Genomic DNA, 25,636 nt, shown 5'->3' with positions numbered 1-25,636 from the left:
AGCAGGCAACCATGTAAAACCAACAGGAGAATGAAGCCGATAGAAACGCCGCCGATATATAATGTGGTACCAGCCATATTGCCGCCCGACCAGTTGTTTGGACCATTATTCCACGATGTTCAGATGAAACCGGTTTTTCCTGATTCCATCACATTTGCAGATTGTTTTCCAAAGCGTTCCCCGGAGGAGATACTCAGCTTATACGAGATCGAAAAACACAAGCAGAACTTTGACCTCGCTGATTTTGTTGCAGAGTATTTTCATATCCCGGAGCCGATAAAAACAGATTATGAAAGTAACCAGCAACTACCGGTTACGGAACATATACAGCAGCTTTGGCCATTGCTCACCCGCACCTCGCAACAGAATTGCTCTATGCTGCCTGTTCCAAAGCCATATATCGTTCCCGGCGGTCGTTTCAGGGGTTTGTATTATTGGGATAGCTATTTCACCATGCTGGGTCTAAAAATCGCAGGTCAGCATGAACTAATTAGAGAGATGGTTCACAACTTTGCTTACCTGATTGATGCGTATGGCCATATTCCAAATGCCAATCGTAGTTATTACCTCACCCGTTCTCAGCCTCCTTTTTTCGCATTGATGGTAAGTCTTCTTGCCGAGATAGATGTACCGGAAGTATTGACAAATTACCTTCCGCACATGCAAAAAGAATACAACTATTGGATGGATGGATATTTCCGTCTTTGTGATAAGGAAACTTCTTTTCGACGGGTAGCCATATTGCCTTGTGGAAGCATACTGAACCGTTATTGGGATGATCTGCCTGCCCCTCGTCCGGAGTCTTATCATGAAGATGTTGAACTGGCGCATAATTGTGCCCCTGGTGGTGTGGCTCCCGGCAAACTCTACAGTCATATACGTGCAGCCTGTGAGTCTGGTTGGGACTTTTCGTGCCGATGGTTCAAGGATGCAGATCGTATGGAGACCATTCATACAACTGATATCATACCTGTTGATTTAAATTGTTTGCTATACGATCTTGAACTGACCTTAGCTAAAGCCTATGATCAAAGTTCATTTTCAGAACCATGTACCTATTTCCTTCAAAAGGCGGAGAAGCGAAAAAAAGCCATCATCAAATACTGCTGGAACGAGGATGAACAGTTTTTTATGGATTATGATCTGGCATTAGATAAATCAACAAAAGTGATGTCGCTGGCTGGATTGTTTCCGTTGTTTTTTAAATTAGCCACCAATGAACAGGCACATCATGTTCATGAGCATATTACCAAAAGCTTTTTAAAACACGGAGGTGTAGTTTCATCGCTTTACGAGAGTGGACAACAATGGGACAGTCCCAACGGCTGGGCTCCGCTGCAATACATCACTTATGTAGCACTCCGCAATTATGATTTTCATGATACTGCTGAAGAACTGAAAAGTAGATGGTTAGTGCTGAATGATAAAGTATTTAAAGAAACGGGTAAGATGATGGAGAAGTACAATGTTGTAGATATTGATCTTCCCGCCGGTGGGGGAGAGTATCCAAACCAGGATGGCTTTGGCTGGACCAACGGCATATACCTGTGGATGAAGGAGAATTGATGAAAGGTTCATAGTAGTCAGGTCATACATATTGTTATTAGTCGACCTTTGATAAGCTGAAATCAACAATCAGTTGGGAAAGTATTGAGGAGAATGAAAAGCTCAATCCATGCTTCCCGCGGGCTAGTAAACCCGATCAAAATTTAAGTATGAATAAAATAGAACGACTGATACAATACCTGCGGGATCGAAGATCAAGGCGAGCAGCCGACAGCGTTGCAGGTAGCACAAGTGCGGATTGGGTTGGTGGCTATCCCGATATGACTACCAGTGCAGAGGAAGACACTTCTACTGTATATGGCGGCGGAGACTTTGGCGGCGCCGGTGCTGGTGATAGTTGGTGCGACGCAGGTGATGGCGGAGATGGTGGAGGAGATGGCGACTAGCTTTGAAAATTATCCACCTGTTTATTGTCGTGTTTTGAATAGCACATTCACTTCACATAACGGAAGAACACTCTGCAGCATGATTGAACAAACAGCACAAGTGTGCGACCCGAAATGATCGGGGCAGGCAGCAATGATGCTCATTAGCATTATTTCAGCCGGTACCATACCAGGTCATTAGCTGGATGCATTAACGATGATCTAAGCAGCTACAAGCAATGATCATCCTTCATCAAGTTTGTGCGTACAAAGCAGCAAACTCTATTTCTACTTCTTGCAGCAACACACCAGTTTGCTAATATTCAACAACCTGTTTTTGCCTTCTTGTAAATTCTCCTGCAATAATCCATCTTACGAGGAACAATTTCGCATTTCTAATATCTTTTTACTTCTCGCTTGCTTTATTCTAGGTATGAGTCTACTTTAGATGATAGCAGTAATTTTTCTCTCTTTTCTCAGTGTTTAACCTATGTAATCCGCCTGGTATTCTGGCTCTATTTTCTTAGTATAAACGACACGCGCTAACCTCTTGATTGCACCCATTCATTATCATTTTTTTCACCTTAAAAACTGTTTATGAAAAAGCAATTGTACACAACAATCAAGAAGTTCTTTGTAAGTGGATTATTCGTCATCCTGTTTTACCAATCGTCTGCACAAGGATTTTCTACTCAAACTGATCAGCAATTAAAGGCCGTGCTACAGCAATTTTATGATCCGTCTATGGTTGGAGGAATCTCTGTTGCTATAAAAGTTGACGGGGTTGCTATGTGGCAGGGCGTAGTAGGCTATGCTTCACAAAACACTGATGTAGGATTTCCTCAGCCACCCGTAGAAGTTTTAGAGGCTGGTGATGCGTTCAGGATGTATAGCGTCACTAAAACCTTTACTGCTTCACTTGTCCTGGAACTTGCTCGCCAAAAGGTTTTTAACCTGGATGATCAAATAACCAAATGGGTACCTGTGAGTGCGTTGCAGGCACAGGGCCTGAACACCAATGTTACCATCAGGCAATTGCTGGCGCATGAATCAGGTTATAGCGACTATGTTACGAACCCGGCCATTCTTGCTGCCGTAGGTTTAGATTTGAGTAGGGTATGGCAGCCACTTGAGATACTGCCATTCGTTAGCCAGAACACGATCACTGCCCGGCAGTACTCTAGTACGAATTACATTTTGCTGGGTCATATTATTGAGCAGGCAACAGGGCAAACTGTTCAGCAGCTTTTCAGGACCAGGTTTATTCAGCCACTCCAACTGCAGTCTGTTTATCTTGATGTAAGAGAGCAAAAGCCGGCAGGTCTAACGCTTGCAAGTCCTCATGAAAATCTTCAACTGTTTGGAGTTCCACTTCCTGTACCTGTAGTTGCCAATGTAGGAGTATTTCCATTTACAGCCATTGGTTCATTGGCTTTTACCGGTGGCGGAATGATAGGAAATGCTGCAGACATGGCAGAGTGGGGTAATAGCCTGTATGGCGGCAGGGTTATTCACAAGAAATCGCTGGACGCCATGATCAGTTCTATCAGCAACACGCCCGATGCAGATGATGATTACCTGGGCTATGGCATATTCTCCAACAACAAAGTAAGCACCACCGAACGGTTCTATGGCCACAATGGAAGCGGTCCCGGCTACAGGGCATTAATGTGGTACCAACCCGACAGGAAGATGACCATCGCCATCTTAAGCAATACATCGCAGGTAGATGTGTGGCCTCTTGCCAAAGCCCTGTTTGAAGCGCTGCCTGTATTCATGTGTGGAAACAAAGATGATAAGCTGGTGGTATGTCAAAACGGAATAGAGCGTTGCATAGCAAGGGCTGCTGCAGGCAATGCAGTTCGCAATGGCGCTGTGCTTGGTGGTTGTGACGCATCAGGAAGAGATGCCTTTACGCAGGTTTCACCTGCAAACCATCAGCTAGCTATGCAAGCAAACTTGAAGCTATATCCAAACCCTGCAAAAGATGTGGCTATGTTGCAGATAAATGCAGTGAGCGCTGGTGATGCATTGGTTAACATCTACGACCTGAGCGGAAGGCATATAACAACGGTCTTCAATGGACGGCTTGTACAGGGAGAGACGAAACAACTAAGGCTAGACACAAGAAAAATGAGCAATGGTGTCTACCTGGTAAATATTGTAACTGCTGCCGGAACAAGCCAGCATAAGCTAATTGTAAACAGGTAATAGCAATCAAGTAAACTTTTAAAGGGGGTGCAGTCAATGCACCTCTTTTTTATTTAATTCTGTATATTATTCTTCTATTAAATTGGATTTGCTGACGGTAAATAAAATTACTATTTCTGAATTAAAGGGCTGGTGTGGAATAACTGCTTTTCTCGTTGTACCACAATAATTAATTAACTACATTATTATGTGGTAAATGAATTATTCAATCTACCATTGAACGGTACAAGGCGGTTGTGGCGCTATGTTTCATGCAGAAATGAAAGCTAGTTTTTATTGAGAATTTCCTTTCTTAGATGCCGGCTCTTATTTCATCCGTATTTTATGCCGTTCATCTGGCCATACACATTTATGCGATTGGTATCGGGCGTGGTTACCTGTTTTTTTGCAGCCGTAATCAAACCAAAACAAAATGAAAACGGTAACAATTCTTAAAAGTAAATTATTATTTGCATGTTTAATGATGATTGCAGCATCTACCATCGGTTGTAAAAAATCAACCGTAGAGCCACCCGCACCACCGCCAGTGCAACATAATATAGATCCTCGGCTGGTAGGCAGCTGGATGTGGACACAAGGCAGTACAGGCGCTTACTACGACCACAACGGCGTATACCAGGGACCTGCATCAGGACTTGCATCCAAGTACATAGTGAAAGCGGATGGCACAGGCACTTGTTATAACCATCTTTATTCTACCATTGGTGCAGGCACTGGATTAGAAGTGAACATCTCTTATGTTGGCTTCTTTGAAACAGACGACCATGGACATATGGGTTTCTTTCCAACCAGCGGAACCTATAAATCAAGCAGTGGAGAGAACAGGGCGTTGAGAGCAGATGAACTATGGAACACACAAACAAATACTGGTCGTTGCTTCCTTTATCAACAGCTTGTGTTTACTACGCAGGGCGGCCGTGAGTGTTTCCAGGTTACTTCCAGCAATGGGGTTGTGGATACCTATTTCAAAGTGCCTTAAAGCATGGCGCAACAAAAAGATTTTAAAGAACCTGTTTATTAATATAGAACAACTAGCTCACAAGGATCGAAGTGCCGTTGAATCACTTCGATCCTTCAGTTATATTGATCAACTGCATTCCCTGTATGCAATGCTGCAGTTGATATCCTACTTCTTCATGTTTTCTTCAATTAAGTTTTCTTTCTTGTATTGTAATTTGTTCCTTTCTCTTATAAAATAGATTTCCTGCTGTTTCTAATCCAGTATTGGGATGAAATTCATTTACTGAATAACTGAACATTTACCTCCCTATTTTTTACAAGCATCAGTATACCATTAGCCAATAATTATCTATTTGTTTTTTGTCGCAGTAAATGCTGGAATGATTTTGATGATTTTCTTGAAAATAATTATGCACCACAATGCAATACTACCTGCACCGCAAGGCGCAGAGCATTTGAAATGGCTTGGGCCCGCATTTACAACAAGAATAGATTAATGAGAAAATAGGCACCTCCAACCACAAAGATGGAAATAAAACCAATAGCAGCTATCTTAACCAATGGTTTACTTCCTACAATCATTACAATGCCAAATTTGACTAATGAATTTGAGAGTGCCGCAATTAAAATGGTATTAATAGCAATTTGATTGTTATCGCCTCCCTTTGCCATTTTGGCCATCGATAAAGTGATTGCGTCTACATCTGTAATGCCTGAAATAGCACCTGCGATGTAAGTACCGCTATTGCCAAAATTTTCGCTGGTGTATTTCACCAGTAGCATGATGCCTGCAAAAAATAATGCGAATTTAATAGCAGTACCCAAGTTGAGCGGATTGCTTAATGGTACTGATTCTGCTTCCTGTTTACCTTTTTTACCCCTGAAAATAAGGAAGGCTGCTCCAAAACCAGTAGCAGTAAGTATGGTCATAGGAATCCATAACTCTGCAGCCAGTTGACGATTAACAACGTACACCTCGAAAAGTATGCGCGCAAACATGATGGTACATGCACAAATAATTGCCAGCGCAAAATAAAAAGCGGCTTGTTCTGATGCTTGTTTACTTCGCCGCGAAAATGTAAGTGTAACAGCGGTACTTGAAACCAGGCCACCCACTACACCGGCAACCACTGTGCCTTTGTTGCCAATAACTTTTGCTATAAGGTAACCAACAAGGCTCGTTCCCGAAACCAATATTACCATCTTCCAAATGTCCTTCAGGTTCCAGACACTATAAGGTCCAAAGTTGGTATCCGGTAGAAACGGAATGACTAGTGCCGACATGATGACGAACTTGATGATGGCAAGCAGTTCCTCACGTGACAGCTTTTTTACAAATACATGCAGTGTAGGCTTGTATGCCAATAGTAGCAGTGTAATAACTGTAATGATAAGTGCGAGCAGTACATGATTTAGAAATACAAGCGCTCCAAGAAGAAAGGTAAGTATGGTGGCCACTTCAGAAGTGCCACCCATGTTGTGTGTCGTAGTAGATGTTTTGAAATATGAAACAATGACAAGCGCAACCATTGATGCAAATGCAACTGCATACAACCATGTACCAAGCTGCGCAGAAAGAAAGGCGGAGATATAGCCAAAAACAGCTACCAGCGTGAACGTACGCAAACCCGCAAATTCTTCTTCGCCTTCTTGTACTTGTTTTGAAAAGGTGCGTTCGAGGCCAATAAGAAAACCTATTCCTATACAGATAGAAAGTTGAATAAGATGATTGGCAGTAGGTGCCGTTAAATCCATTGATTGTTCATCCATACATCAACTATTTTAAATTTCTATGCCTCGTATGCTTGATTCCGTCCCTGTAGAGAAAGACAACCTTTTTAATATTTAGAAAATGATGTTAGATATATTGCGCGGTCAGCAAAGCTAACTTGTAGAATGAATGTTGCTTTTCCTGTTCCCTGTAATGACTTGTCCAGGAAAGTGTTCATAATCTAATGCACCGTCAAAATGGATCATGGAAATACCTAGAGGATTTACAAGGAATGAAACAGTTGAAAGTGACAACGCCAAATAATGAATGATATTGGATCGCTGAAATTGTATAACAAATCGAAAGAGGTTGTATAGCCTATAGCACCTGGCTTATATAGGTTGCTGAATTAACTCCCCCAAGCACCCGTGCTGGGGTGAAACAGGCTGTTGCAAAACATGTAGATCAATCATGCATGTTCGGCATTGTTTTTTATGCTATTTCAGCACGTAAACTATTACATCATTCAAAAACGAAAATATGAACTCAGAAATGACAGGCTACTCAAATTACAATTACGCAAGTAGCGACAACACAAGTACTAATAGCGACTTAAAGAAGGTATTGATTGGGGCTTTAGCTGGCGCCGCTGTGGGGGCATTGGTGGGCAGTGCATTTACTGAAAAGGGTAAACAGAAAACCAGCCGTCTTGCAGAAAGCACCAAACATCTTGCTGAAACAATCAAAGAAAAAGCTGAGGCAAGTGGTGTTTCAGACACCCTTGCTCGAACCATTGACGCAGCAAAAGAAAGCGTGGTTGACACTATTGGTAAAGAAGCACAAAATTTTACCGCGGGTTTGAAGGCAAAGAGTAGCTCAACTACTGGCAACCAGTAAAGTGTTGTGCAAACAAATAGAATAGGCTAAGAGCGATTGCTTTTAGCCTATTTTGTTTAGTTGAGGTTAGATGCCTTGTTAATGGATTGAGTTAATAGCCGACACAGAAAACTTTTGTAGTTGTTAAGCGAAGTTGCTTTTGTTCAAAACAACTTTTTTCCAGAATACAAGTTTCCCTTTGGAAGAGCTTGCACAGATTGTAAGGGGAACACCTGGAACATCAGCAAACGAACAACACGCATCGGCAGCACTGCAGCCAATACAACCAAAATTCAAAATTACTGGGTATATCACCGTAAGGAATAATTTTACGGTACCACTGCTATATTGCTGGTGTTACCGTTAATCTATTTCATTGAGCAACTTCATCCTGATCTTCATTTGTTTGTTTTCCGGTATGCTGATGAAGCGCTGGGGTAAGTTGCCGCCTCTCTCTCATAGATCCATCAATGCCTGGATCATCTACATAGGATTGCCTGCTATAGCTTTCAGGTATCTACCCTACATACAGTGGAGCAGGAACATGTTGATACCAGCCATCAGCCCTGTTGTTATATGGATATGTGCATGGGTCTACATCAGGATGTATGCAAAGCTTACAGCCTTAGATAGAAAAACAGAAGGTGGACTGAAGCTTGGCGCAGGCTTAAGTAACACATCCTTTGTTGGCTTCCCATTGATCATCGCTTATTTCGGGGAAGAATATTTGTCAATAGGTGTGATCTGCGACCAGGTAACTTATTGTTTACTGTCTACAGCCGGTATCATAGTAGCCATTTATTCTTCTAAAAGAGACGCTTTATCAGTCAAAAGTTTGCTTAGGAGACTGCTGGTATTTCCTCCATTTATTGCTACCGTATTGGCATTGTCAGTTTGCAGGTTGATCGATATGGATCCGCTACTTCCATTACTCAATTCATTGGGCAGTATTGTTGCTCCGTTGGCATTATTTTCCATCGGACTTCAACTTCAGTTTAGTGGTTGGAAAAAAGAAATAAGACATATTGGAACGGTACTGCTATATAAACTGGCCATTGCGCCAGCCATCGTTCTTACACTGCTGGTATTGCTGCAAGCAAAAGGACCGGTGCCACAGGTGACCGCTTTTGAAGCAGCCATGCCGAGCTTTGTTTCTTCAGCAATTGTTGCAGAGCAGTATGATCTTAATCCAAGGCTGCTCAACCAGGTGATTGGTGTGAGCATCTTAATTGGATTAGTAACTACTGGAGTGTGGTATGTTGTAATCCGGCATTTTCTATGACCTGGAACTAATGTGTAGGGGAAGCCGTTCTTGTTGCACGCTGTGCAGTGCACGTACAGTTTGCCTTGTTCAACATTAAGCTGTTTTTGGGACCCGGTTGTTTTGAGAGCAACCACTCATAAAAGTGCAAGGTCTCCCTCCGGAGGACCTTGCACATCCTGCTGTCGAACACCTAGAGCTGCTAGGGGTGCTTGCATGAGCTAGCAAAGGAGCAACTGGAACAGCAGGAACTAAATATTATGGTTTTTTAAAAAATATTTATTTTTTTTATTTTATCTACCTACTTTAGTACTCCCCTCCAAACTGTTTCTTTTTATTCTCACTGAAAAGCCTGCAATTTAATACTGCACTGAGCAGCCGTTATTCCTTACCCAAAACTGTAACCTAATGTGCCATTCTCCACCTTTTGTACCTTATTCTCCTGGTCACTGTTCTCTCTTTTAATCACGTACAATCAAAACTAATTACATGCAAAAAACTTTTCTCAACAGGCACTATTGTGCCGCATTCAGTTTATTTCTATTCTTTTCCACGTTAGTAACCGCAGTTCATGCTACAGACAGACACGTTCCTACAATAGATTATCCAACAATCCAGGCTGCAATAAATGCATCGGTTGCAGGTGATGTAATTATGGTCGCTGCAGGTTTTTATAATGAAAAAGTAATCATCAATAAATCTTTGACTCTTCAAGGAGAGAATGAGGCGACAACAATCATAGATGGTACTAGTCTTCTCACCGGATCTGGTGTTCGCATTGGCAATGGGATTACTAATGTAACGATTAGGAATTTCACCATCCAGAATCATCTTGGAAATGGTGCTAATCAATTTGCAGGTATCTATGCTGCTTCACAAAACCACAATCTTGTAATTGAACATTGCACTATAAAAAATAATGAAAAATCATCAGGAATCTATGCAGGAGGCCCAGTTAACAATGTAGACATTGATTATGTTACTGTTCATGGACATCTTAACAGTGCTAGAGGCATTGTAATATGGAACGGGTTAAAAAGTAACATCACCATTACAAATTGCGAAGTATTTAATAATGCTTGTTGTGGAGTTGAATTATCTGACGGTACAGCCTCAGCAGTCAATATTTCTAATAATAAGATTTATAACAATGCGGATAATGGTTTGGGCCTTGTTGGTTTGAGCGGAAGTGTTGGATCAAATTTAATTTCCAATAACATTATTACCAACAATGGACGTTTCGGTATGGAGATAAAGCTGCCAAATGGCGGAACTACTATTTCTGGAAATACAATCACTCGTACAGTAGCAATAAGTACAGTAGCAACAGGTACAGAACCAGCAAAAGGCGAATTTCGTGATATTGCCGGAATCGCAGTCTATCGCAGAGGTTGGGTTGCTGGCAATAATAATGTGGACATACCTACTGGAGTTAAAGTTTTGAATAATACAGTATCAGGCTATCAACAGCCTTCATCAAGTGAAGGCTTTGGTATCGTGATAGAAGGTACAAATCACATAGTACAGGGAAATAATATTTCTGGTTGCGATGTAGGTATACAACAGCAAGCAGGTCATCTTCCCTACGCGAACTCCACTAATGTGGATGGAGATCAAAACAATTTGGCTGACGCCTATTTTGGTCGAGGTAATTCACCAATGACATGTGGCAATACCACTGATGGAAATGTATTATCAGGTAATGGCACCGATACAAGAAATGTAGGTTCAGTAGGTGGATTGGGTTTTGTCACAAATACTAATACCGGTGAAACATTTTGTTCAATACAAGCAGCTGTAAATGACGCGCAAACTGCAAACGGACATACCATTCAAGCAACGTCAGGAACATATAATGAGCAGGTTTCAATAAATAAATCATTAACAGTTAAAGGAATTGGTGCAACTAAACCTGTTGTTGATTTCACAGGAACTCCTTCTTTAGCCAGGTTAACATTATTTCAAGTAACAGTACCTAATGTTACAATTGACAACTTTGAATTTAAAGTAGATTTATCGAGAGTCGGTAGTGCAGTAGTAGCTAGTTCTGCTAATGTCAACAACATTGTAATTAGCAACAACCAAGTAAAACCTTACAGAAGTTCTGCCTCGTATACTTCATATGGATTAAGAAACGCTTTTAATATTAACCACGGCACTTATAGGAATGCAGGAACATCAGTAACTGGTATCATGGTGACAAATAATGAGGTAAGCTTTTCTGATGCAGGAAACCCTATAATTCCTGCAACTTCCCCTGCAAACGAAACAGCCGGCTTCCGTGCAGCAGTCGCTGTTGATCAGGGTTCAGGGATATTTGAAAATAACAACTTTAAGTCGATCAATCACGATGTTCAGGTTAGATTTACCAGCATTGGAGATGTTTTAGTTGCTAATAATAGATGTAATGGAGGTGGAGTAGAAATAGCTGAATATAATGCAGGAGCAGGCTTAACTACTATTTCTGGTAACACTTTCAACTCTGCTTTTGCCAATACTTCAGCTCCTAACACAGCAGTACTTAGGTTTAAAAATAATCAAAGCAATCGTCCCGTTGTAGTGACTGGAAACACGATCAATGGAGCTGAGTGGGGTGTAAGTATGGAGAACTTCAGGAACATCTTACTTCAAAATAATGAGTTCACTCCATTGCCTAATTCTACATCATTCCACCATCTAACAATTAATACAAAAACTATCAGTACCAATTCAGCTTCTATTGATCAGACGCAGATTTCTGCTGATATTAAAAACAATGTGTTCAAAGGTTCAGGAGTTCCAGGCGGAACAGCTATAGGTTTTTATAATCATAATACTGATAATGCCAGCTTTGGAGCATTCAATATCAATAACAACAGCTATGATAATAATTTGAATAAGTACATTTTTACTGATGAACAAACAGGATCAAGTACTGGTTCAACTTTTCCCAATTACAATGCTGTAATTGCTCCAACAGCGACTAACCCAACCGGACCACTTACTACAATGGCGCCTTGGTCAGCGTCAGTGAATGCAGAATGTAACTGGTATGGAACAACAGATGCTACCTCGATTGATGCAAAAGTTTCTGATGTCGTTGATCATGAGCCTTGGTTAACCAGCGGTACTGATAACTCTTCTAATATCGGCTTCCAACCTGCAGCTAATACCTGCAATGGAACAACAACTGATAATGATGGTGATGGAGTTCCTGCTGGTACAGATTGTGATGACCAGGATCCAAATGTGGGAGGACCTTCTTATCCTTATTATGTAGATGCTGATGGTGACGGTTACGGTGCCGGTGATGCAGTGATGCATTGTTCTTCAACTGCACCAGCAGGTTACTCTGACAATAATTTGGACGCAAATGACACTGATGGCAAGCAAATGGTTTACGTATGTCACAATGGAAAAACTATGGTGGTGAACGCAAATTCTTTGCAAGCGCACCTGGCTCATGACGATCAGGCTGGTGAGTGCTCTGCTTCGCGAGTTGCACCAGGCCAACTGAATCTTGTTCTAGCCGAAGAAGCAAAAACTGTTTCAGTTTATCCATCTCCAACACGTGGACAAGTGAATATTCAACTTCCAACACTTAAATCATCCAAAGCAGAAATTGTTATAATGAACTCCAGTGGAATTATTGTTGAGAGGAGAGCTGTGAAAGCAATTGGCCAAGTAGAGAGGTTTGATTTAAGCAGAAACGGAGCGGGTATGTACTTTATCAAAGTTGTTTCTGAAGAAGGTGTAAAAAACTTAAAAGTGATCGTACAACGATAACAAATAATGACTCTTAATAAATACGGCTCACCATTAGGTGAGCCTTTTTTATTCATAAAACTTTTTCCTGGTTGAGTAGTCAGAAATAAGATGGTTTTGATTCTAGTGGAAATAGATATGGGAAATATCACACTCTTACAATTCTCATATCATTTCCTAATGGTTTTACTGTTCTCCTACTCTCCATGATATTTATATTCAATGCACCTTTTCCTGTTATCAAGATAGTACTATTAGATCCTGAATAAAGTACATACAGTTGATCTTTCCCTGACTTTTTTATCTAATTTCTTAGGCCGGTTGTTTGAGAACAAATTATCAAAAAAACAAGGTCTCCCTTCGAAGACCTTGTACAAGTACGGAACACCGTAACAACATTATTACTTATAAGCCCGCTGCTTTAGCCAGCTTTTCAAAATCCTTTTCTTTTACTTTCATAGACATCGTCACATCATCCTGGTAAAGCAGCTCTTTCGTTTTGAGGTCGTACACCAATATATATTTATGATGATCGATGGCAGGTAAAAACAATGCGTATTTATCAGCATCCTCACTCTGCTCCAGTTTTACAATTTCTTCGGTAGACATGATCTTATACTTCCCGCTATAGGTAATCGCTGAAGCCTCCAGTATTGCGGCATTGATTGGTTTTATTGGTTTCTTGCCTGCTTCCAAATTGCCTTTCATAAGGGCCGTGGTGTTTGGATTTACATTCCACTCCTTTAGCAGGTCAGCAGGTATGATCAAAGTCTTACTTGCAAGTTTTGATGTTCGTTGAGCAACTGTTTTCAGATAATCTTTTTCGCTTCCGTTGTTTTTTAGGTGGGTGATCATTTCATTGAGGTTTGCAACCATATAAGGCAGGCGTAGAAACGAGTGATTATACATCTGCTCCGATGTAACGTCGAACTCATAATGGAAGCCGTTGATAGGGAAAGCCACTACAATACCTTCACCATTCACTCGTCCGGAAGTGCCTTGTTCGGCATAAACGAAGAAAGGGTGGTTCATAGATGTCTCATTACCCCTTACAGTAAGACCAACCACCACCGGTCTGAAAACCGTTGTTTCAGCACTGGTTTCTCCTGGTCCTTTCGTATCATCCAAGAATTGAAAAGGTGAAACCTTCCACCAGGCATTGAAAGCCTCCTTTAGGCGCGCAACATAGTTTTGGTCGCCGGCAGTATGCACCATTACCGGCCGCGTCAAAATCGCTTGGACATTTTTACCCTTTGTTTTGTCATAGATCTGTGAGAAGGAAGATGCATTGAACAGCATCATTGCAAGAAGCAGGTAGGTTAGTTTTTTGGTCGTGTTCATTCTTAGCAGTTTTTGATTGAAGATAATTTGCAAATAAATATGTTGCAATGAGAAGAGAAAATGTTTAGTCCCTAACCTAATGGGATATCAAAAATCTTACGCAACAAGTTTGCGAAAACGGGATATTCAGTTAAGGCAGAAGAATATGCAGTAGTGCAGCAGGTTATTCATTGTACACAAACTGCTCGAGGTTGATTGCATGTAGCTGGGTAACGCTCCAGTTGCAGGTCGCTAACAATGCAGTGGCGCGACCGCATAGAACACCAGCAACGGCGAACAAACAAAAGGTTATTAATCTTTAGGATTAGCGCTCTTAAACCACTTCTGCGCCGAAGGTCTGCGATGAGGACAGCCGGGCCAGCAACAAGGTTTGCGTTTACCTTCTTTTAGTTCTTCCACCATACGCTTAATATGCTCCTGTCTTGTTTCTGATTTTTTGACAATAGTAACCCAACATATCCACTCGTTTCGTTGAATAGGAGTAAGCTTGTTCCATTGATTGATCAATTCAGCATCAGCTTTCAAAGAGCTTTCCATATCCTCCGGTACTTCGTGCAAAACTCCAGGTGAAAGTAGTGTATCCATGACGGTGCAAGTTGATGATGAAATCAATGAATCGATAGGATGTATCTACGGTGACGTACTAGTCAATTTGAAACAAGATCTAACTTGGGAAGACCTTGCACAACCCAAAGCGGAACACAACAGAAATCACTTGTAAACTGGATGAACACCTGTAACAACCGGAAATATAAAAATGCCGGCCATCACTGCCGGCATTTCTTTTGAATTTCGGGTATACGTTTTACTTAAGCAAGTATTGCTTCATAAACATGATCGTTGCATATCGCTGGAAGTCTGCGTTGTTCTTTTTGGCGAAGCCATGTCCTTCATCCTTCGCTTCAAGGTACCATACTACGTTGCCATTTTGCTTTAACTTCTCCACCATTTGCGTGGCTTCTGTACGTGGCACCCGGGGGTCGTTGCCTCCCTGCACGATGAACAAAGGCTTTTTGATCTTTTGAATGTTATTGAGCGGTGCAGTACGTTCGAAGAAGGCCGCCATTTCAGGATCGCGTTCATCGCCATATTCTGCCCGGCGCAGGTCGCGGCGGTAGCTTTCGGTGTTCTTCAAAAACGTGTTGAAATTAGAAATGCCCACTACGTCTATCGCGCATCTTATCTTCTCTGGGTAGTGTGTAGACACGGCAAGCGTCATGTAGCCGCCATAGCTGCCGCCTGTTACCATCACCCTGTCGGCATCCAATTCTGGTTGTTTTTCCACCCAGTCAAGCAATGCCCCAATATCCTGTACCGACTCCTCCCGCTTATTACCATTATCTGCTGCTACAAATGATTTACCATAGCCAGTGGATCCGCGAACATTTGAATATATGATAGCTACGCCCAGCTCGTTCAGGTAATAGTTGCTTGCACCCTGGAACACCGGCCGCGACTGCGACTCCGGGCCACCATGTATGTTGATGATAACTGGTCTCTTGCCGTTAAATTTTGCTGCCGGTTTATAATAAATGCCTGTGATCTCCTGGCCGTCAAAGCTCTTCCAGCTAATCATCGATGGCATACGCAGTTGCTCACGCATAATGCCGCCCATTTCACTTTCTGTCCATCTTTCCGCTTTTCCTGTGGCAGTGTTCAGGACGTATACATCTGTTGCCGATTGTGCGGAGTTTACAGAGAGGGCAAGGTCTGTGCTGTTGTGGTGAAAAGTTAAGCGTGTATACATGCCCACCGGCAGCGTCGTCACCTTCTTGTAAGTGTTGTTAGACGTGTTCAGAAGGTAAAGCTCTGAGCTTCCCGCATTGTTCACTATGAAGGCTAAGTGCTTCCCGTCTTTCGATAAGTCGTAACTCTCGACATTCCATTTGATAGGTGTGGTTATGAAACTAACTTTTTTTGACGCAAGATCCATGTAAGCCAACCGTGAAAACTCGTTGTCCTGGTCGGTTACAAAGTTTAGTCCTTTGCCAGTTTTGTCAAACAAGCCACCACCCAATGCTACACCTTTTCTTGTGCGATCGGTAAGCGCTGTTTTGTTGCCTGTAGCTACATCTATCAGCCAGAGATGGCTTTCGTTGACGGATACATATTCCAGCACCAATAGCTTGTCGTCATTCGGTGACCAGTCTACCGCGGCCCAGCCACCACCTTGCATTTGTGTGAGCAGTTTGTCGCTTGCTTTGTTTGCAGGAACCATCAAATAGATGTCGCGGTCTGTGCCATTTCGGCGGGTAGAGCCGTATGCGATGCGGTCACCTTTATTGCTCCACACGATGCCGCTATTTTGCGACCTGCCGCCATCTGTAAGTAGCGTCACATTACCGCTGGCGAGGTCGTATCGGTACAGTTGCGAAAATTCATTGCCGCCAATGTCTTTGTTGAAAATAAAATAGTCGCCTTTTACCGGCTGGTATATTGCAGTGGTGATGGGTTCGTCAAAAATAGTAAGCTGCCTGCGTGAACCCATCGGCATACGCACTTGGTGCAACTGTGGTACGTTGCCAAACCGCGTAGAGATCAGCATTTCTTTTCGCACAGGATGCCAGCTACACATCGTAGCGGTGCGCGACTCTGAGTATTGTTTTACCTCTTCAGCAATAGATGCGGGGATAACAGGAATACCTTCAACAATTAAATTGTCGCCGGGATAGATGGTTTTTTGTTGTGCAATCCCCATGTTGCACAACAATGTGAGTAGCAGTAGCCAATTTTTCATGATCGTAGTTTTTGGTGATGAAATTAAACTACATCTTTTCCCAGGTAAATCATAATAGTGCAGCAGTACTTCACCTGTTCGCAATCCACTTGGTCTTCTAGGGCAGGATCATTTGATATTTCAGATTAGATGCGGAAAATCCATGCTCTTAGGGTACAGTAGAGTCTGGCCGATACTGGTTCTCTATTGTTTAGTTGGCAGCCTAATAGGAACAATAGGTGAGACAGATGCCGGAAATAAAGAACGTGCGAGGAGTGTTTGTAACCAGCCTAAGAGTTACTATGAAACATTGTTGTGTCACTCACTTGTACACTAGTGCAGGTGGCGAGGGCAGATTATGTGTTGGGTAAGCAGGTTGAATACCGTGAAGGTGGTTTCGTTTGGACAATATGCAGACGAAGTACAGCTAAGTGTAGTTCGCTTTTTTATCCGCTTTATTAAAGCAGGTTTTAAGACGAACAACCTTTCTGCCGACAGGCAGACTTTTATCCGTAAGTACAAGATGTCCTGTTGGGATTTTATGGCTTGTTCTCTAGTCATGCCTTTTGTATGGTACTACTTGAGGGCGGATATATATAACTGGTCACGCAGCTTATAAGGCATTTGCGTAGGCCAGGAGCTGCCTTGCATACAGCGGCATAAAATATCAGAAAAAATACGAGATTGGTTGCTCGACCATTTTCTATACCTGGTGTACCAAGTGAACAACTGTACAGACCGCATACTTTACCCTTTCGATTTGCCGCACGGCTGAGTAATACTTACATGAAGCAACCAGCAAGGTAAGCGTATGTGGTTGCGATGAAATTGGTAGAGCTAAATACTGTTCTTTAGTTGGTTCATCCGCATAATTGATGTTGAATACTTCATGAGCCTTGGAGACAGGCAAGGCTAGATCTGTTGTGCATGTTGCTGCAGTAAATAGCATTTCAATCCGTATAGTGCCAGCTGGAGCTGATACTTGCTCGATTGGTACAAAAGATGGTATATGCACTAACAAATTATCAGCGGTAGATGAAACATCCATTGGTACACGGAACAGTTGCCCCAGGTTAGCTGTAGGATTGAAAGCGAAATTCTCCAGGTCTTCACCATACTCAAGGGTAGGAGCATTAATATACCGCCTGCGCAAAGCTTGCCTTAGTCGCGTATGCATAGCCACGTCTTTGGGATCGGGTAGCACATCCTGCAACAGGGATCTGATTGACGCACCCATGCGTGTAGTTTTACCTATGAGTTTTTGATGATCCAACATAGATGTGCTCATGAATACTCTCTTAGCATTACTCCTGGCGCACTCTATGCCATTCCAGGAGTAGAAGTTTACGCCAGGCCTGCCAGGGAAATATTTTCCTTTCATCTTTATCATGATAACAGCATTTGTTCAAAAAAATAAAAACTTGTTTTTGCTTCTCAAAGTGGTTAATAAAAATTGCTTTTGCTCTATTCTAATTCTGCTTTTGTTTTACTCTACGCTGGCATTTTCCAGAGTAGAGTTGGAAAAGAGTAAAGCAAGAGGTGGAGGAGAGCCTTTGATGTGTCTGCATGTTCTGCCCTAACACAGTGGAATAGCTTTTCTTCCACCAAAACAAGGTTCCAGTTCAGCGGTTTGGACTCTGCAAAGCGCTATTACGTGCGTGTAGCTGCACTGGGGGTAAACGACCAGCTGGTGTACAGCGACATGGCGAGCTTCGTCACGCAGTAGACTCAATTAATTAACTTCATCAACTCAGCCCCTTCATGGGGCTGTTTCGTTTTGTATCATCTGTATATAGAATTTCTAAACCTTCGCAAGTGCTATATACCCATTAATGGGTATTTTAATATTATTTTTTACCAGCTATTGCAAATATGAAATATGGCGTCTATTTTTATTGCACCCCCGCTGATAAATGTTAACCTACATGAATGGAAGGCGCTCTGCCTGTGAATAGATTAGGTTTCCATTTTTCTCCAGTTCGTTTGTTGATAAATTTTTTCATTGTTCATGATGAGCAGGGGAGTGGTTTGTACTGCATTTAATGGTGAGGGTGAAAATACGGCAGGAGAATGGGTGGTTTGGCGGGTGACAAAGGTGAATGAAAGATTAGTTTTTTAACAGAAGTAAATGAAAGTATAGAAATGAAATAAGTTAACTGCTGCAACAAGTCCTGGTAGTGCTATTGTTCCGCTGCATTCAGTTCAATTATTTTCTCTAATTATCAATCAATACGCATATGATGATGTGCTTTGCTGTGCCTGGTGGTAGGTGAGGGGTAAAAACACTGTTAAAGGTTGGGTGGTTTGCGAGGTGGTATCAAGTACTATAGGAAATAGTTCTACTTCCATATTCTATGTTTATTCCAAATTAATTATCAACTAGGTAATCCATATTATGTCAACCTTACAGATGTTAGATTTAGCAATAGGAATGGTGTTTATTTTTCTTTTGCTTAGCCTAATTTGCACAGCTTTAGTCGAAATTCTAGAAAAGTTTCTTAAATACCGGTCAACAGATCTGGAAAGGGGCATACGAGAACTACTACATGATACTTTGGATGGAAAAATTTCTGCTAAATCAGCCTTAGCTACAGCAAAAAAGGAGTTAAAGGAAGCAAAAGAAAATGAAAAGGAGGAAAAGCAAAAGGCTGTAATAGAAAAAGAAGCAGAATTAGCAAAGCGAATGAATGGAATAGCATCTAAGGTGTATCAACATTCACTTATATCAGGTCTATATAGGGGGCCATATAAATCTAAAGGAAGAGAACTTCCTGCTTATATACCTGCATCCAACTTTGCCTTGGCTTTACTGGATTGCGTTTTACCTGCAGGAAAGGATAACTTGTCCGGTTCAGTTGGTGGAGGGCCTATTTCACCCGATCCGGCTGCTGCTAAATCTTTAGTACCTCTTAGGGATGCTATATATTCCAATACTTCAGGATTGCTATCTGATCCCAAACTGCAAAACGGTTTACTAACCTTAGTAGACTCTGCAGGAAATGATATTGATAAAGCGAGGGAAAATATAGAAAATTGGTATAATTCCTCAATGGATCGAGTATCTGGTTGGTTCAAACGTAGAACTCAAGGAATTTTGATTTTGATTGGATTATTATTAGCAAGTGCTTTGAATGTAGATTCTATAGCAGTTTTTAAAAGCTTAATGAATGATGCACCGTTAAGAAATTCTTTGGTAGCAGCGGCACAGGAATATGCTAAGACCCCAACTTCCGCCGCTAGTGATAGTATCAGACCTGAAGAAAGAGTAGAAAGTAATGCAATAAAACTTTATAATCTAAGGCTTCCTATAGGATGGGATTGGGACACTTCTATTTATAGCAAGAACAACTTTAAGAAAGCAGCAGCTAAGTCTAGAAATTATTCTTTCAAAATGCTAATAGATTCGTTAAAAACATCATCAGACTCGATTAGAAAAGCATCACTAAAAAGTGATAGTACTAACCTACGTAAAGCTGACTCATTAAGTATAGTAGCTGACTCATTATCGAAAGTCTTTGCAAAAGGAGACACGGCATCTGCTCCACGTAAAATAACTAAAGAAGAATATTTAAGTAATAGGAAACTTGCTCTACCATGGTATTATGAGTCGAAATTAGGAGATGAGGCAAAAATTTTAGATGTTTTGAATACAAAAGGTTTTTGGTTTAAACTAATTGGGTGGTTGATAACGGCATTAGCAGTATCACTTGGCGCACCTTTTTGGTTTGACACGCTAAATAAAATAATGGTGATAAGATCAACTGTAAAGCCGCATGAAAAAAGTCCGGAGGAGGCATCTGAGGATAGGCAGAAGAAGACAAAAACATAAACTTATATAACTTATCAGTCCTCCTGCTAATTAATTTTCATTTGCAAGGAGTTAAGCCAAAAATCCATTAAGAGAGTAGGCACCGGTAAGCTGAAAACGGTTATTAGAGTAAGCATAAATTATTATATATGGCAGATAATACAACATTGGACACACTTTACATCGTAGATGGATCAGACACTAATGTTCGCTTGGCAGTATCCATACAAGGAGATGGACAAACGAGTGATATGACAATCAAATTGGATGACAATCCTATAGTTGAAAACCTAGCAGGAAATTTTTTTCAAACTGTTATTGGTAGTAATGCTAGTTTAGACCGAAAGAAATTATCGATTGTTGCATTAGTGGCAGATACTTCAAAAACAACAAATTTCACTGGTTTGACTATACATTTGAAGGGAGGTACAATATCAAATGATTTTGTTCTATCTAAAACTGTTGATGAAGAGGGTAAATCTGCAGATTACCTATGTCTAATAGAGTTTTTTAAACCCTAAAATAATACTGATGAGAATAATTTCCTACTTATTATTAGTTTTTATAACCACAAATGCGTTCGCACAAACAGATGCTGAAATCAAATTAGACCTTCTTAAGGCGCCCGTATCTCCAGCTTCCAACCTACTAGGGATTTCTCCTAGTGATATAGACAAGCCGACCGATGTTTCTGCATTTATGTTAAACCTCCAATCAGCGACAAGTGGGTTTACAAGTCTTCCTAAAAATTATTCAGTTGATATTGCGCCCTATTGGTTATTTGTGAAGCCAGGGAGAAGAGAGGATTATACAACAGAAGGATTAAGAAAATCTTCTGGTAAAGGTGTCTTTAAACAGACCTTTATATTATCTGCCGCAATTAGAAACCCTGATTCCTCGGATACCTATTTAAATCGCGAAAGCAGTTACGCAGGCTTTGGCTTAAAGTTCTCAATATTTCGAGGTCGTTATGATGAAACGACAAGTAAAGGATTAGCTGCAATAAAAGCAATTCAGGATACCAAACTTGAATATTTAGGAACGTTAATGTCCAAATGGCTTAAAGAAAGAGCTAGAGATGTAGAATTTAAGCGGCTTGATGACGAACAAAAAAAACTGTTCCCTTCTAATCCTACACCGGAGGAAGTTCGAACTGTACAAACAAGTAAAAAGTATATTGAGCTTGAGATTCAGAAGACAAAGAGGATGAATGATTTTATTTATAATGAAGCCGACAAAGAAAGACTTGATGCACTTGATAAGAGAATAGAAAAAGTAGCAGCAACATTCCAAACCGCCAGAATAGGATGGACATGGGATGTTTCGGCTGGTATCAGTTCAGAATTTATGAACAAAAAATTTGACAGCTCCAGAGTGAATAATGCAGGAATCTGGACAACTTTTGGTTATACAGACTCATCGTTCGGTTCCTTATTAGGTCTTGTTCGATATCTCCATAATCCTGACAAAATTTTTGCTAAAGATAATATTGCAAATATGATGGGAGATATTTCAACTTTGGATGCAGGTGTAAGATATATATGGTCTAAGCCACAGTCTAAGTTTAATTTGAGCCTAGAGGCAATATATAGAAGTGTGCTGTCTTCAAACACAATTGATCCTTCGTGGAGAGTGGTGCTTAATGCAGATTATTCAATTTGGCAAAATCAAAAATTGACTTTCTCATTTGGAAGAAACTTTGATGGAGTTATTAGCAAAGGAGGTAATCTTATTGCTGGGTTGAGTTTTTTAACTGGATTTGGAAACAAAAGGTAGCATCGGCTTAGTCAATTTTGAAACTGGTAAGGTGTCCTGTAGGTTTTTGGAAACGTGACAATTAACTTAAGCTGTGTTATAAAGAACTTCTCATGTGGCAGAAGTTAAACTACCTACACAATAATCCTTTGCGTGCTGGTATAGTGCAGAAGGCTTAAGAATACATTGATAGCAATGCGGAAGATTATATTTATGGTAAGCAGGTTTTTAGGGTGAAGGTCGTTTTATTGGACAGTGTGCATACGACCTGTAGTTGAGCTTTGTACGGCTTATATCTGATTTTTCAAAGCAGGCTGTTCAGAGAATAGGTTCTATCCTTAAATACAGGATGTCCCGCTGGAATATCTTGTACTTTCCAGCGGTGGAACACCTGGAACAACAGGGGGACCTTGCACAACCCAGCACCGGAACACCTGGAACAACAGGGGGCAAAATCATCAGTTGAACTCTCGGAACAACAAGGGAACAAAGAGGAGTGGAATACCTGGAACAACAGAATTCGCGTGGAACTTTCTGACACACAAGTTTGGCTTGGCAGAATGCAACAATGCTGAAAAGCTAAATTTCTTAAATGATGAAAGATGAGTAAAAGGGAAAAGTGGATTTCATATGACAAAGAAACCATCAAAAATGCAGATGGGAGCATAGAGAAGACTATTCTCAAAGAGAAAATAGATACTGAAAACCAAAGGCTGCAAAAATTAGATTTGTTGCTAAAGACAGTTGGGATTCTTGCAATATTTTTACCTTTATTGTCTCTTTATATACAACATAGAAACTCGTTAGTCATGGATAAAAACAAACAACTCTCTGAGTGTTTTATGTCGTACAGCCGGCTAAATAACATTTTAGTATATAATGAGAAAAAGTCGGATTATCAAGCTATAGCAAAGTTACTCGACTCGTTGGAACTTAACGGCAAAACCAAATTTCGTCTATATGGTACTGAAGAAATATCCAATACATTTTATGAATTAACAGCTACACAGCGTTTATTATTAAATTTCAGGAAAATAAATACATTCGAAATTATAGGTGATAGTATTTTTTTTTATGCTGATAAATTATTTTCTAAATCTACTGAAAAGGGCTCTGAAGGATTTCAAAAGGATTCCGCCAAATTGATGCAAAAGATAGCCGATACTGAAAAGCTAATACAAATAGCCTATAACGATACGACGTTAGGATCCCTAATCTTCTTGAATACTATATATGGAGAAATATCAGAAAGCATGAGCACATTAAATAAATCTCACAATACCTGGTATAAGGAAAATATAGATATTATGATTCGGGGGCAGCAGATTATAGACAACATGACCTTGCTGGCTACGACACAGGTTTTAAGTGTCATTAGGCATTTTAGAGTTGACAACAGTAATTATAAAAGATCTATTCTAGAAAACAGGTTTTTTATCAGAGATAGTGTTCTCAAAACACTAAGGGAAATAAAACTTAACATTGAAGATAATTTTGAAAGGGAGGTTTTAAGGCAAATCGGGCATTAGACAACTGCTACAAAAGCATTTGCAAAAGAAGGGTTACGAATACAAGTTCTTTATATACCTGCGAAAGGTGTCTCTGCTAGGCACTGATCAGTCGGAATGCGGTACATCGTCAACGGAATTCTTTACCTCTTCGGAAAGTCGATTGTTCAGAGAACAACATTTATCCTTAAGTACAAGGTCTCCCTTCGGAAGACCTTGCACAACCCAGCACCGGAACACCTGGAACAACAAGGGAACAACAGGGGGAGAGGGAGCACCTGGAACAACCCGAGCACAACGTGCTTTGAAATACATCTTATTTATATTATCTTGGTTTATGATATATTTATTATGAAAAAGTTTTCAGTTTTTCTCCTCCTAGTTAGCATATCATTTCTCAATTGTACATCCATATTTGGTCAACTATCTTCGTCCCTTAAAGGAATAAAAAAACCGTTGAAAGATCATTACCTCAAAAAAAAATTTAAGAAACCTTTTAGCCAAGAATTCACCAGGGACTCTTTCGAAACTCGGACTTATTTTTACGAAGGAAACATTTTGAATGAGTTAAATAATAAAAATCAGTTGTACAGAAGTATATATTCTCCTAAAGACACAATTCTTCAAGACCTTTTTATTCCTGTAAATTTTGATCTTAATGTATCTCCTCCATCTTCAAACCCACCTACATCTCCACCTCAATTGTCTCTACAATATCCAGATTTGCATGTTAAACCTAATCTGCCAATTAGATTTATAAAAGTTAATCAGGATGATAATAAAACAAGCCTCAAGGAACGAAGAAAAAAAAGTGGGAGGGTGGCAGTTGCAAAAAATAATTCCTCAAATCAGCTCGGCATGATAAGGAAGCAGCTTATCATGTATTATGATGATTTAGTCACCACAGAACGAAATAATTTGATAGAATTTTCGCTCAAGAACTATGCTTCGAACAAGTATCTGATTAAAGAATTGAAAGTGGAGCCATTTGAAATTGTTGCGACTAATTCTGAACGTCATCATGCCATAGTTTCAGGAAGGAAGATACAACTTCGTTTAGAAATGGACTCTTTAATGGTCTTAAAAAAGGTTTCAGATGCTGTGCTATCTGTAGTCCTACCGTCTAAGCCGCTTTTTGCAGATTCGGTGGAACCAACACCCATAGTTAGAGTTGAGCGAATCAATGAAGAAGTATCTTTTCATTTGTCAACGTTACCCAGTAAAATCGCTGAACTGGGAAATTCCGGAAAAATAAGGATCTTGCTGAAATGTGACTCAGCTTCAACTTGTCAATGGAAGATGATGCCGCAGGAGGAAGGTGAAGGTGTCCTCCATATATCAGGAACTCTTAAGGTATTTTTCTCAGTTGATATCGAGAAGCTACTGCCTTTATCACGAAACAAATTTTTTCGTCTTTATTGGGAAGAATACCTTTTGTTACACGCGAAAAGAAACAATAATTCTGCTGATACATTGATGAAATACGACAGTTTTGAGAAACTTCCTAAGGCTTTGAAAGCTGAGTTTATGCTCGTGTATGACAATAAATTTAATCAGTTTCTTGAGCACCAGAAAAAGAGATATGAGGATGAGGTTAAGCAACCTTATGAACAAAATATTGAGGTGGTGTCAGTAAAATTCAGGGTTGAGGACACCATGTCCAATAAGCTTTTTGGATTCTTTAAAAACAACTGGCAATGGCTTTGGACTTTCTTACTGGTTCCGCTTGTGCCATGGTTCATCGGTAAAATTAGAAAGCCCAAAGTTAAACGTGTGGGTTTTCGACCAAGTAAATAATCCTCCTCTAGAAGTAG

General features: G+C 40.6%; 17 protein-coding genes. 12 read left to right on the top strand and 5 right to left on the bottom strand.

The genetic code is table 11. The annotated features are described in order from the left end of the window. The first annotated feature begins 30 nt into the window (after positions 1-30). The 4 genes from treF to J4N22_RS11500 all read left to right on the top strand — a co-directional run bounded on the left by treF (position 31) and on the right by J4N22_RS11500 (position 5,121). Positions 31-1,566: an alpha,alpha-trehalase TreF gene (treF, locus tag J4N22_RS11515; RefSeq protein WP_207494432.1), complete on the top strand. Its 1,536-nt coding sequence runs from the start codon at positions 31-33 to the stop codon at positions 1,564-1,566. A 149-nt stretch (positions 1,567-1,715) separates the two neighbouring features. Then, positions 1,716-1,952 carry a hypothetical protein gene (locus J4N22_RS11510; protein ID WP_207494430.1) on the top strand — a complete coding sequence of 79 codons (237 nt, stop codon included), beginning with the start codon at positions 1,716-1,718 and terminating at the stop codon, positions 1,950-1,952. A gap of 576 nt (positions 1,953-2,528) precedes the next feature. Next, entirely contained in the window at positions 2,529-4,142 is a 1,614-nt protein-coding gene (locus J4N22_RS11505; protein ID WP_207494428.1) for a serine hydrolase domain-containing protein, read from the top strand. Between the two features lie 412 nt (positions 4,143-4,554). Next, the gene (locus J4N22_RS11500; RefSeq protein WP_207494426.1) at positions 4,555-5,121 is read left to right on the top strand and encodes a hypothetical protein; all 567 of its coding nucleotides are present in this window, start codon (positions 4,555-4,557) and stop codon (positions 5,119-5,121) included. Between the two features lie 458 nt (positions 5,122-5,579). Here J4N22_RS11500 and J4N22_RS11495 read toward each other — a convergent pair whose 3' ends face one another. After that, positions 5,580-6,872: an MgtC/SapB family protein gene (locus J4N22_RS11495; RefSeq protein ID WP_207494424.1), complete on the bottom strand. Its 1,293-nt coding sequence runs from the start codon at positions 6,870-6,872 to the stop codon at positions 5,580-5,582. A gap of 481 nt (positions 6,873-7,353) precedes the next feature. Here J4N22_RS11495 and J4N22_RS11490 point away from each other — a divergent pair, with 481 nt between their 5' ends. The 3 genes from J4N22_RS11490 to J4N22_RS11480 all read left to right on the top strand — a co-directional run bounded on the left by J4N22_RS11490 (position 7,354) and on the right by J4N22_RS11480 (position 12,715). Beyond that, positions 7,354-7,710 carry a hypothetical protein gene (locus tag J4N22_RS11490; protein ID WP_207494422.1) on the top strand — a complete coding sequence of 119 codons (357 nt, stop codon included), beginning with the start codon at positions 7,354-7,356 and terminating at the stop codon, positions 7,708-7,710. Positions 7,711-8,065: 355 nt separating this feature from the next. Continuing rightward, positions 8,066-8,971 (top strand): AEC family transporter, encoded by a 906-nt coding sequence (locus J4N22_RS11485; RefSeq protein ID WP_207494420.1) that lies wholly within the window; start codon positions 8,066-8,068, stop codon positions 8,969-8,971. Positions 8,972-9,439: 468 nt separating this feature from the next. Beyond that, positions 9,440-12,715 (top strand): right-handed parallel beta-helix repeat-containing protein, encoded by a 3,276-nt coding sequence (locus J4N22_RS11480; protein ID WP_207494418.1) that lies wholly within the window; start codon positions 9,440-9,442, stop codon positions 12,713-12,715. A 384-nt stretch (positions 12,716-13,099) separates the two neighbouring features. On the opposite strand, the gene J4N22_RS11475 is transcribed toward J4N22_RS11480, so the two are convergent. From J4N22_RS11475 to J4N22_RS11460, 4 genes are all read right to left on the bottom strand, one after another. After that, positions 13,100-14,035: a hypothetical protein gene (locus J4N22_RS11475; RefSeq protein WP_207494416.1), complete on the bottom strand. Its 936-nt coding sequence runs from the start codon at positions 14,033-14,035 to the stop codon at positions 13,100-13,102. Between the two features lie 291 nt (positions 14,036-14,326). Continuing rightward, positions 14,327-14,620, bottom strand: a complete 294-nt coding sequence (locus tag J4N22_RS11470; RefSeq protein ID WP_207494415.1) for a YdeI/OmpD-associated family protein — start codon at positions 14,618-14,620, stop codon at positions 14,327-14,329. A 220-nt stretch (positions 14,621-14,840) separates the two neighbouring features. Continuing rightward, positions 14,841-16,772 carry a S9 family peptidase gene (locus tag J4N22_RS11465; protein ID WP_207494413.1) on the bottom strand — a complete coding sequence of 644 codons (1,932 nt, stop codon included), beginning with the start codon at positions 16,770-16,772 and terminating at the stop codon, positions 14,841-14,843. Between the two features lie 682 nt (positions 16,773-17,454). Next, positions 17,455-18,141 carry a hypothetical protein gene (locus J4N22_RS11460; RefSeq protein ID WP_207494411.1) on the bottom strand — a complete coding sequence of 229 codons (687 nt, stop codon included), beginning with the start codon at positions 18,139-18,141 and terminating at the stop codon, positions 17,455-17,457. 1,020 nt (positions 18,142-19,161) lie between these two features. Here J4N22_RS11460 and J4N22_RS11455 point away from each other — a divergent pair. From J4N22_RS11455 to J4N22_RS11435, 5 genes are all read left to right on the top strand, one after another. Next, complete coding sequence (locus tag J4N22_RS11455) at positions 19,162-20,580, top strand: hypothetical protein (protein WP_207494409.1); 1,419 nt, start codon at positions 19,162-19,164, stop codon at positions 20,578-20,580. A 128-nt stretch (positions 20,581-20,708) separates the two neighbouring features. Continuing rightward, positions 20,709-21,080 carry a hypothetical protein gene (locus J4N22_RS11450; protein WP_207494408.1) on the top strand — a complete coding sequence of 124 codons (372 nt, stop codon included), beginning with the start codon at positions 20,709-20,711 and terminating at the stop codon, positions 21,078-21,080. 10 nt (positions 21,081-21,090) lie between these two features. Continuing rightward, positions 21,091-22,335: a hypothetical protein gene (locus tag J4N22_RS11445; RefSeq protein ID WP_207494406.1), complete on the top strand. Its 1,245-nt coding sequence runs from the start codon at positions 21,091-21,093 to the stop codon at positions 22,333-22,335. A gap of 581 nt (positions 22,336-22,916) precedes the next feature. Beyond that, positions 22,917-23,843: a hypothetical protein gene (locus tag J4N22_RS11440; protein WP_207494404.1), complete on the top strand. Its 927-nt coding sequence runs from the start codon at positions 22,917-22,919 to the stop codon at positions 23,841-23,843. Between the two features lie 435 nt (positions 23,844-24,278). Next, positions 24,279-25,619: a hypothetical protein gene (locus J4N22_RS11435; protein ID WP_207494403.1), complete on the top strand. Its 1,341-nt coding sequence runs from the start codon at positions 24,279-24,281 to the stop codon at positions 25,617-25,619. Positions 25,620-25,636 lie beyond the last annotated feature (17 nt).

This window comes from Aridibaculum aurantiacum, from assembly GCF_017355875.1.
Classification (GTDB): Bacteria; Bacteroidota; Bacteroidia; order Chitinophagales; family Chitinophagaceae; genus Segetibacter; species Segetibacter aurantiacus.
This window is presented reverse-complemented; position numbering and strand designations above follow the sequence as displayed.